Genomic DNA, 10,988 nt, shown 5'->3' on the forward strand with positions numbered 1-10,988 from the left:
TTAAAATCTGGTGAGCAAACAGTACTTATTAAAGAAGCAATTGTAGTATATTTTAAAGAAAAAGAATTGATTTAAGTGACCGCCAATTTCCGAATCATTGTTGAGAGTAATTTAGGAAAAAACCGTTTTACATAAACCGCCAATTTTTCTTTAAAACCACCAATGTAAACTTCTTCTTTTTCGTGTTTAACAGCTTTCAATAATAATTTTATAAAATGCTCACTTGTCAATCCATTTTTAGTAGCGTCATCCATTTTTTCTTGTGGAGTTCCATCGCCAGTTAATGCATTTAAAGAAACGTTTGTTTTTACAAAACCAGGACAAGCTAATGTAACTTTAATGTTGTTTTTATGAACTTCAGCACGCAAACTATCGAAAAAACCATGCAATGCATGTTTTGAAGCAGAATAAGAGGAGCGCAATGGTGTTCCTATTTTTCCAACAATACTTGTAGTTACAATAAAATGACCTTGATTTTTTTCAATAAAATAAGGCAGCAATGCTTTTGTAAGAGCTATAGTTCCTAAATAATTAATATCCATAATTCTTTTATCAACATCAATAGAAGTATCTTTCGCTAAAGAACGTTGACTAATTCCACCGTTATTAAAAAGTATATCAATGCCGTTAAATAATTTTAAAGCTTCTGTAGTTTTTGTAAATAAACTAGTATAATTTTCCAAATCAAGCGGTAAAATTTTTACGTTTAAAGGGTTTTTACATTCATTTTTTACGATAGTTAATTTGGTTTTATTTCTTGAAGAAAGTATTAGTTTTACATTTTGTTTTGAAAGTTCTAGAGCTAATGCTTTTCCAATCCCGGATGATGCTCCAGTTATCCAAACAATTTTATTAGTGAAATTCATAAGTAGTAGTTTTATAAAAAATAAAAATAGTTACTTTTGGTGTGATTATTGAATAAAATACTCAAAAAAATGAATATGCTAAAAAAACTAACAATTGTAATTTTTCTTATTTCTTGTACTTTACAAGCTCAAACTTATGTAAAAGGAACATTAAATCCTGCAGAAGATTATAGCTGGATTGTCTTATATCAATTAAAAGGGGTAAAGCAATTATATATTAAAAATGTGACCATTACTAATGGCGAATTCTCTATAGAATTTCCAAAAAATGCACCAATAGGAATATATCGTTTAATGTTTAGTCAGCAAAAAGATGGATTTGTAGATTTTATTTATAATAAAGAGAGTATCGAATTAAATTTCAATCCAGCAAACCCTCTACAAACCGTTAAATTTTTAACTTCAGAAGAGAATAATACCTATCAAAAATATTTAATGGAAAATAGTAGTCAGCAGCAAACGTTAGACTCTTTACAAGTTTCATTTTTTAATGTACAAGATGAAATTAAAAAGGCTGAAATAGTTAATTTGTATAAAATTAAACTTGATAGTTTAAATAAATTCCAAACAACTTATGAGGCAATTACAAAAAGTTATTTAGCGAATCATTTTATAAAATCGAATAAAAAATATTATGCTACACAACTTTTTGACTCCGCACAGAAGTATTTAAATAGTGAAAAACAACATTATTTTGATTTTATAGATTTTACAGATAAGGAACTTTTAAACGCAACTTTTTTAAGTGAAAAAGTAATAGAATATATTTTTTATTTAAATGGATCAGAAGATGTTCAAATGCAAAATGGTTTGTATAAAGTATCGGTGCAAGAGGTATTACAAAGATTAGGCAATGATGAAAATCTTAAAAGTGAATTATTAACACTGCTACTTCATTCATTTGCTCAAATTGAAAACACCATTTTAATAGATTTTATTATTGATAATTATTATGATAAACTTCCAAAAAACCTTCAAGACCAATCTTTCCTAAGTCAAATTGAAGAAAAGGTTAAGCTAGCCGTTGGTAAAAAAGCACCAGAAATTACTTGGGAGGAAAATGGAGTAACAAAAAAACTTTCAGAATTAGAAATAGCAGATAATTATATTGTTGTTTTTTGGAGCACTAAATGTTCACATTGTTTATCCCAAATCCCTAAATTATATGAATTCACGAAAGATAAACCAAACATTCACGTGATTGGTTTTGCCTTAGAAAAAGATGCTATTGGCTTTAATAATTACATACCAAAGCTTCAAAAATGGACAAATATTTTAGGTTTAGAAAAATGGCAAAACCCTGTTGTTAAAGAATATCAAATTACAGCGACGCCAACTTATTTTGTGCTAGATGCCAACAAAAAAATTATTGCAAAACCTGATTATTTTGAAAACATAAAAGCGTTTTTTGAAAACTAAAAATGTAGAAAAGCATCTTCTAAGTGTTCAATTTCAAAGTTATTTTTATTTTTTAGAACGGCAATAATATCAAATCTAACCTCTAAATCTAAATCTCTAGAAATTACATATTCGTTAACGGCTTCTACTAATAGCTTAATCTTCTTTTGGTTCACAAAATCTTGCGGATTTCCAAAATAATTTGATGAGCGAGTTTTTACTTCAATAACAGCTAATAATTTATTTTTTTTAGCTATAATATCAACTTCCGCTTTTTTAAATCGCCAATTACGTTCTAAAATTTTATAACCTTTTTTTATAAGGAACTCTACGGCAAGTTGTTCCCCTTTTTCACCTAGTTCATTATGAGTAGCCATTTTCGTGTTTTAAGGTGCTGTACAATGTTTATAGATTATTCTGCAAAGGTTATAGTAGATTTTTGTTTTCTAACCTTCATTTCAATTTCTCTACCTAATATTATAGCTTTATTTGTTTTATCATGTCCTGCTGGAAAATCAAATAAAATGGGAAAATTATATTCTTTAGTAGCTTCTAAAATAATTTCTTCAAAAGTTTGTCCAAAAGGAGTAGAGTTCTCTTTAATATTAGTCATATTTCCAATAATTAATCCACTACATTCTTTAAAATATCCACTGCGTTTTAACGCATAAACCATTCTATCAATATTATATAAATATTCGCCAACATCTTCAATAAATAATATTTTACCTTTTGTATCAATGGAAGAGATTGAACCTAATAAGCTTTGTAAAATAGATAAATTTCCACCAATTAATTGGCCTTTTGCCTCCCCTATTTTGTTATAATTTGATGTGGGAATTTTATAATTGATATTTTTACCAAAAAGTGCTTTTTTAAAGGTTTTAACAGTTTTAACTCTCTTTTTTTTATCAACTTTCATGTTTATGGGCATCATTGCGTGTAAAGTTTCAAAACCCAAAGTATGTAAATGACTGTGTAAAACGGTAATATCAGAATACCCAATAATCCATTTAGGATGTTTTTTGAATTCAGTAAAATCTAAATCATCAACAATCCTAACAGTACCATAACCACCTCTTCCACACCAAATAGCTTTTATGTTTTTAGCATCTAAAGCACTTTGAAAATCTTCTATACGTTCCTTGTCAGTACCTGAAAAGTGAAAATTATTTCCAAAGAGATGTTTTCCTAAAACAACATGCAAACCCCAACTTTCAACAAGTTTAATTGCTTCCTTAATAGGTTCCTTATTTTTTAAAATTCCTGCAGGAGCAACAATAGCAATGGTATCTCCTTTTTGTAAATATGGGGGTTTAATCAATTCTCTAGATGTTGCCATTGTAGTATGAAACATACTAATACAGGCAATATATAAAAGGGTTTTAAAGTATTTCATAAAAAATATTTTTTGCAAATGTACATGTTTTAGAAAGTTAGAAGGGTTAAATATTATTTATATAAAGTTAAAAGTTTAGGTTGTAGATTGTTAAATGTATTTTATATTTTTATATATTTGAAGTTTACCATCATTATTTTTTAATAAAAATTAAAGAGAAATTGGTAAAAATCTAAGTTAACCCCTAATAAACCCTTTTATTATGTCATGCAATTCAGGCAGTATAAACCCCTATATATCATCAGTTCAAAAACCTTGGGATACAAGATTAATACAACATTTTTATAGACGTATTGGATTTGGAGCAACTTCAAATGAAATTGCTCAAGCACTTATACAAGAGCCTTCGTTGTTTATAGATGAAGTTATAGAAAAAGTTTATAATTTACCTTCAACTATTCCTCCTTCTTGGGCATATATGAAAGAAAGTGACTATACTGATATTGATACTCAAATGCAAGAACAGCATGTTGAATGGTATTTGAAATGGGAGAATGACATGTTAGTAAATCCTATAAGAGGTAGGTTTACTTTATTTTGGAGTAATCATTTTGTTACTCGACTTGAAGATTATTGGTGTTCATCTTGGATGTTCGATTATTATAAGGTAATTCAAGAAAACTCATTTGGAAATTTTAAAAATTTTGTAAAAGAAATTGGTTTAGCACCTGCAATGTTAATTTTTTTAAATGGATATCAAAATTCAGCGGCCGAGCCTAATGAAAACTACGCTAGAGAATTATACGAGCTTTTCACCTTAGGTGTTAATAATGGCTATACACAAAATGATATCGTTGAAACAGCAAGGGCTTTAACGGGTTATACAAGAATAGATGAGTATTGCGCTCCTATAAGTTTTGATATTAATGAATTTGACCACACTGAAAAAACTATTTTTGGAAGGACAGGGAATTGGGGATATAATGATGTTATAGATATTTTATTTGAAGAAAGAGGTACCCAGATAGCTAATTTTATTTGTGAAAAACTGTATAAATATTTTATATCTCCAGAAATTAATTCTGTAATTATTTCTGAATTGGCTACAACTTTAATTACAAATAATTTTGAACTAGTTCCTGTATATAAACAACTATTTAAAAGCGAGCATTTTTTTAATGACAATGCTATTGGAATTCTAATAAAAAGTCCTTTTGATTTACTAAATATTCATTTTAGAGAAACCGAATTTTCTACAGAATCAGAAATGTTATTAAATTTAGTTTGGTTTTGTAGTGAAATAGGTCAAACAATGTTTGAACCAGTTGATGTAGCAGGTTGGCAAGGTAATCATGATTGGATAAACTCAAGTACATTAGTAGGCAGATGGAATGCATTTGATTATTTTTTATGGTGGACTTGGGAGGATAATAAAGAAAGTTTTAGAGATTTTGTGGTAAACTTAGTTGGTGAGTCTAATAACCCTTCAGAAATAACAAAAATTGTAGTAGATCATTTGCTTTCGAATAGTTTACAAACTGAGTTAGATTATGAAATTGCAACAGATATTTTTAAAGATGAAATACCACAAAATTACTTTGATAATAACCAATGGAACCTTCAATGGGATACGGTACCTTACCAAGTAATAGTATTATTATTTCATATAATTCGCCAACCAGAATTTCAATTAAAATAACCCCATAATATGCACACAAAAAAATATCCACAAAGCAAATTAGAAGAAATTCATAATAAAGAACATGCCGTTTGGAATCGTAGGTCATTTCTACAAGCACTAGGTTTAGCAAGTGCAGGTTCTATGGTTATTGGAAAGGTAAATGCGGCTGCAGCCACTTTAACTCCATTAAGCGCGGCATTAGCAGCATCTGAAAGTGAAAATATTTTAATTTTAGTTAGGTTAAAAGGAGGGAACGATGGTTTGAATACTGTAATTCCGTACTATGATTATGATAAATATGCTAACTTAAGACCATCTTTAAAAATTAATACAACTAATTCTTTCGCTCTTTCAAATGATTTTAGAATGCCTAACTATATGAATTCTCTTGAATCTTTTTGGGGTGAAGGGAAAATGAAAGTAGTTCATGGTGTTGGATATGAAAACCAAAGTTTATCACATTTTAGTTCGGCAGATATTTGGTCTTCAGCAGGTAATAAAGGAGAAGTACTACAAACAGGCGTTTTTGGACGTTATTATGAAGAGTTATATCCAGATTACTTATTAAACCCTCCAGAAAATCCACCTGCAATTCAAATAGGAGGCCAAAGTAATTTAATGTTTGTTGGAGAACAGTCAAGTTATGCGTTTTCAGCCGCAAACATTGATCAGTTAACTCAAATTGCGGAAAATGGAACGGCATATGATATGCAAAATTTACCAGGTTGTGATTACGGGGATCAGTTAGGATTTTTAAGAAGTGTAAACAATACAACGTTTAATTATGCAAATGTAATAGGCAATGCTTACAATAAAGTTAGTAATGAAGTTAATTATGAAAACAATAAAATTTCTAAGCAATTTGCTTTAGTTGCTCGTCTAATAAAAGGCGACTTAAAAACTAAAATATATATGGTTACGCTTGATGGTTTTGATACGCATGCTGCGCAAGCAACTTCTCATCAAAAATTAATGAGCAATTTAACAGAAGCAATTTCTAATTTTTATAAAGATTTAGCTGTTCAAAATTTAGATACAAATGTATTAACCATGACAATTTCTGAATTTGGACGCAGAGCAAAAGAAAATGCTTCTGATGGTACAGATCACGGAGCAGCTTCAACAATGCTATTATTTGGAAAAGGTTTAAATGGAAGTGGTTTTGTTGGAAATCACCCAGATTTAAGTGATTTAGATTCACACGGAAACTTAAAACCTTCAAACGATTTCAGAGAAGTCTATGCAAGTATTCTTGAAAATTTATTTTGTATTGATTCAGCAATAGTGGACGAAACGTTGAGAAATGAATACAATAGGTTAAATTTAGGTATTACTTGCTCAAGCAAAGAACCAAATGATTTATTAACAAACGGCTTTAAGCATTATCCTATTTATGCAGACAATACAGTTTATGTTGAGTTTATTTTGCTAAGAGCAATGCAAGTAGATATTCAGTTAATAAATATGCTAGGTCAGAATATTGGGACTATTCATAAAGAAAGACATGTTTCTGGGACATATCGTATTAATTTAAATCCGTATGGTAAAAGATATTCTCTAGGTCAATATATTTATAGAATTATTGCTGATGGAAAAGCATATAGTAAATCTATTATCTTAACAAAATAAAGTTAATAGTTGTATTTAAAACCCATCATTTAGGAAAACCGAATTAACTATTCAATTTTCTAAAAAACAATCCTTATTTTTGTGTTTTCTTAAATAAATTTTGATGAGCAATTCACAGAGATATACAATTACAGCAGCACTCCCTTACACTAACGGTCCCGTTCATATTGGGCATTTAGCAGGTGTTTATGTGCCCGCGGATATTTATGCACGTTATTTACGTAACACAGGAAATGATGTGATTTACGTTTGTGGATCAGATGAACACGGAGTGCCAATTACCTTAAAAGCAAAGAAAGAGGGAATTACACCACAAGATGTTGTGGATAAATACCATGCAATTATCAAAAAATCATTTCAAGATTTTGGGATTTCTTTTGATAATTATTCTCGTACAACAGCAAAAGTACATCATGATACTGCTTCAGAATTTTTTAAGAAATTATATAATGAAGGAAAATTTATTGAAGAAGCTTCTGAACAATTATACGATGCAGAAGCAAATCAGTTTTTAGCTGATAGATTTGTTATTGGAACCTGCCCAAAATGTGGCAATGAAGAAAGTTATGGCGACCAATGCGAAAGTTGTGGAACAAGTCATAATGCAACAGATTTAATCAATCCAAAATCTGCAATAACAGGAAATGTGCCAACTACTAAAGTAACAAAACATTGGTATTTACCATTAGATAAGTACGAAAAATGGTTAAGAGAGTGGATTGTTGAAGGGCATAAAAACGATTGGAAAACAAACGTACTTGGTCAAGTAAAATCCTGGTTAGATGATGGTTTAAAACCCAGAGCAGTTACACGAGATTTAGATTGGGGAATTCCTGTGCCAGTTGAAGGAGCTGAAGGGAAGGTATTGTATGTTTGGTTTGATGCGCCAATTGGCTATATTTCATCAACAAAAGAATGGGCAGCACGTGAAGGGAAAGATTGGGAACCTTATTGGAAAGATAAAAACACGAAATTAATTCATTTTATAGGAAAAGATAATATTGTATTTCACTGTATTATTTTTCCAGCCATGTTAAAAGCTGAAGGAAGTTTTATTTTACCTGAAAATGTACCAGCAAATGAATTTTTAAATTTAGAAGGAAATAAAATTTCAACTTCAAAAAATTGGGCAGTTTGGCTGCATGAATATTTAGAAGATTTCCCTGATAAACAAGATGTGTTACGATATGCTTTAACTGCAAATGCACCAGAAACAAAAGACAACGATTTTACTTGGAAAGATTTTCAGGCTAGAAATAACAACGAGTTAGTGGCTATTTTTGGGAATTTTATTAATAGAGTAGTAGTACTTACTAATAAATATTACAACGGAATTGTTCCTGAACCAACTAATTTTACCGATGTTGATAATGAAACTTTAGAGAAGTTACAGAAGTTTCCTTCAATAATTGCAAGTTCTATTGAGCGTTATAGATTTAGAGAAGCATCTCAAGAACTAATGAATTTAGCGCGTTTAGGAAATAAATATTTAGCTGATGAAGAGCCGTGGAAAGTAATAAAAACTGACTCAGAACGTGTTAAAACTATCATGTACATTGCCTTACAAATTGCAGCTAGTTTGTCTGTAGTTTGTGAGCCGTTTTTACCATTTACTTCCACTAAATTAAAAGGTATTTTAAATAGTTCAGAAAGCGTTAAATGGAATTCTGTTGAAGATTCTACAGAGTTAATAGCTTCTAACCATCAAATTGGGAAAGCTGAATTGTTATTTGCTAAAATTGAAGACCGTGAAGTTCAAAATCAATTAGACAAATTAGAGGCTACTAAATTGGCAAATGAAGCTGAAAATAAGGTTGTAGAACCTCAAAAAGAAACTATTGAATTTGATGATTTCACTAAATTAGATATTAGAGTTGGGACTATTATTGAAGCTATTAAAGTACCAAAAACTAAAAAGTTACTACAACTTAAAGTTGATGTTGGTTTAGATACTAGAACCATAGTTTCTGGTATTGCTGAAAGTTTTAAACCAGCAGAAATTATTGGTCAAAAAGTAACTGTTTTGGTAAATTTAGCACCTAGAAAATTACGTGGAGTTGAAAGTCAAGGAATGATTTTAATGACCGATACTCCAGATGGTAAATTAGCATTTATTGAACCAGAAAATGATTCGGTGTCTAATGGTGAGCAAATAAGCTAGTTTGTTTATATTCGTGGTTCACGAAAATTGAATTATGTATAAAAAATTGTCCCTTATTTTTGCGTTAAGTTTCACCCTAATTTCTTTTGGACAAGAAGAAATAAAGGGTTTTAAGAATTATCTAAAAACTTCTTTCACAGGTATAAAAGAAGTAATTCCTATTGTGAATGAAAAGAATAATGATATTTCACTTTTTATAGTTGATGCAACAAAAATTTATGGATATCTTTTAAATGAACAATTTGAAATTATTAATCAGTTAAGTTCTGAAACCCGAAGTAGAAAATACAAAACTTTAATAGGAAATAGTATATCAGAAGGAAATGATTATAGAGTTTATTTAGCGAATACAAAACGCACTAAATTTGCAAGTATAAATTTTTCTTATAATAAGCAAAATTCAAACTTCAAGGAATTTAGCTTAGAATCTAAAGACGAAAAATTTATTCAAACAGCAACTTATAATAATAAATTTTATCTATTTAGTGTAATAAAAAATACTTCAATAATTAAAATATATTCTTTTGATGATGAAGCAAATTATGTAGTAACTAAAGTTGATTTTTCGAAGGATAGATTTATAAATAGGGAAAATAAGAAAGCATTACTGTATCACCTTTTAACATTTTCTACAGGAGCTTATGGATTAACTAAATCTGTTGACATTCATAAAATTGATAAAAACAGCCCTAATTCAATTGAAGTTACTTCTAATTTTAGAAAACTATATTTAAATGATTCTAAAATTATTTTTTCATTTGATCAAAATAAAAACTTTACTCAAGTAATAGTTATTGATTTAATTTCTTTTAAGAAAGAAGTTAAACGATTTAAAAAGCCGTTTAATGAAATTCAATCCGTTTCAAAAAAAACAAATACTTATATTTCTGAAAATAATATATATATAATTTCATCTACAAATGAAAAATTCACATTTATAATTCAAGATTTTAATACAGGGAGTTTAATAAAAGAATATTCAGCTACAGTAAATGATTCAATTACTTTTAAAAATACACCTATAATTCAAAAGGGTGGTGCTTATGATGCTTATAGAGAACTTGAAAAAACAAGAAAATTTTTAAGGAAAATCACTACAGGTAAAATAGGTATTTCAACGTATAAAATAAATAATAATTACCAAATTACGCTTGGAAGTAAACTTGACCAAGCAACGGGTGGAATGATGATGCCAATGGGAGGAATTGGAACAATACCAATTGCCAGTGTTGGTAATGTTAGTGTTTTTTTTAATCCAACTTATTTTGCGTATAATTCTTATTCAAATACAAAATCAACTTATATAAAGTGTTTATTTGATTTAGAATTTAATCATGTCAAAGGAGAAATTAAAGAGAATGCATTTGATAAAATTAAATATTTTAAAGAGAAAGATCATTATTTCCCAAAAGGGAAAACAGTTTTTAAATACAAAGATTATTATATTTTAGGAAATTATTTTTCTGGATCAAAATCGTATCGCTTAAGAAAATTCGAAGATTAAAATTATTACATTCGTTAAATGCAATTGTTAAACTTTATAAAATCACAAACAAATCTTCCAGAGAATGGAGTTAAAAACACCATTCAATTATTAAATGAAGATTGTACAATTCCGTTTATTTCTCGTTATAGAAAAGAACGAACTGGGAATTTAGATGAAGTTCAAATTGGTGAAATAGTAAAGTTTAAATCGCAGTTTGAAAACCTAGAAAAACGTAAAATTACTATTTTAAAAGCTTTAGAAGAACAAGGTGTTTTAACAAATGAATTAAAACAAAAAATAGCAATTACAACTCATTTAATTTCTTTAGAAGATATTTATCTTCCTTTTAAGAAAAAGCGTAAGACAAAAGCGGAGACTGCTCGTAAAAACGGATTAGAACCGCTTGCTAAAATTATAATGAGCCAACG

At 28.9% G+C, this 10,988-nt stretch carries 9 protein-coding genes; 6 read left to right on the forward strand and 3 right to left on the reverse strand.

The genetic code is table 11. The annotated features are described in order from the left end of the window. Window positions 1-71: 71 nt before the first annotated feature. Window positions 72-866, reverse strand: a complete 795-nt coding sequence (locus QM495_RS12220) for an SDR family oxidoreductase (protein ID WP_408672395.1) — start codon at window positions 864-866, stop codon at window positions 72-74. A gap of 69 nt (window positions 867-935) precedes the next feature. Between QM495_RS12220 and QM495_RS12225 the strand changes: the two genes are divergently transcribed. After that, the gene (locus tag QM495_RS12225; protein ID WP_408672396.1) at window positions 936-2,285 is read left to right on the forward strand and encodes a TlpA family protein disulfide reductase; all 1,350 of its coding nucleotides are present in this window, start codon (window positions 936-938) and stop codon (window positions 2,283-2,285) included. Here QM495_RS12225 and QM495_RS12230 read toward each other — a convergent pair. Further along, a complete protein-coding gene (locus tag QM495_RS12230) occupies window positions 2,282-2,641 on the reverse strand; it encodes a YraN family protein (RefSeq protein ID WP_408672397.1) in 360 nt (119 codons plus the stop codon). The two genes, QM495_RS12225 and QM495_RS12230, sit on opposite strands and share 4 nt — an antisense overlap. Before the next feature lie 35 nt (window positions 2,642-2,676). Next, window positions 2,677-3,663, reverse strand: coding sequence for an LD-carboxypeptidase (locus QM495_RS12235; RefSeq protein ID WP_408672398.1), 987 nt, complete (start codon window positions 3,661-3,663; stop codon window positions 2,677-2,679). 202 nt (window positions 3,664-3,865) lie between these two features. Between QM495_RS12235 and QM495_RS12240 the strand changes: the two genes are divergently transcribed. The 5 genes from QM495_RS12240 to QM495_RS12260 all read left to right on the forward strand — a co-directional run. Continuing rightward, window positions 3,866-5,302 (forward strand): DUF1800 family protein, encoded by a 1,437-nt coding sequence (locus tag QM495_RS12240; protein ID WP_408672399.1) that lies wholly within the window; start codon window positions 3,866-3,868, stop codon window positions 5,300-5,302. Between the two features lie 9 nt (window positions 5,303-5,311). Beyond that, window positions 5,312-6,913 (forward strand): DUF1501 domain-containing protein, encoded by a 1,602-nt coding sequence (locus QM495_RS12245; RefSeq protein WP_408672400.1) that lies wholly within the window; start codon window positions 5,312-5,314, stop codon window positions 6,911-6,913. Window positions 6,914-7,016: 103 nt separating this feature from the next. Beyond that, a complete protein-coding gene (metG, locus tag QM495_RS12250; protein WP_408672401.1) occupies window positions 7,017-9,074 on the forward strand; it encodes a methionine--tRNA ligase in 2,058 nt (685 codons plus the stop codon). Window positions 9,075-9,108: 34 nt separating this feature from the next. Continuing rightward, window positions 9,109-10,578, forward strand: coding sequence for a hypothetical protein (locus tag QM495_RS12255; protein ID WP_408672402.1), 1,470 nt, complete (start codon window positions 9,109-9,111; stop codon window positions 10,576-10,578). 18 nt (window positions 10,579-10,596) lie between these two features. After that, the coding region (locus tag QM495_RS12260) for a Tex-like N-terminal domain-containing protein (RefSeq protein WP_408672403.1) at window positions 10,597-10,988 on the forward strand (392 nt) is incomplete at its 3' end.

Source organism: Lutibacter sp. (assembly GCF_046055765.1).
In the GTDB taxonomy this organism is placed as follows: Bacteria; Bacteroidota; Bacteroidia; order Flavobacteriales; family Flavobacteriaceae; genus Lutibacter.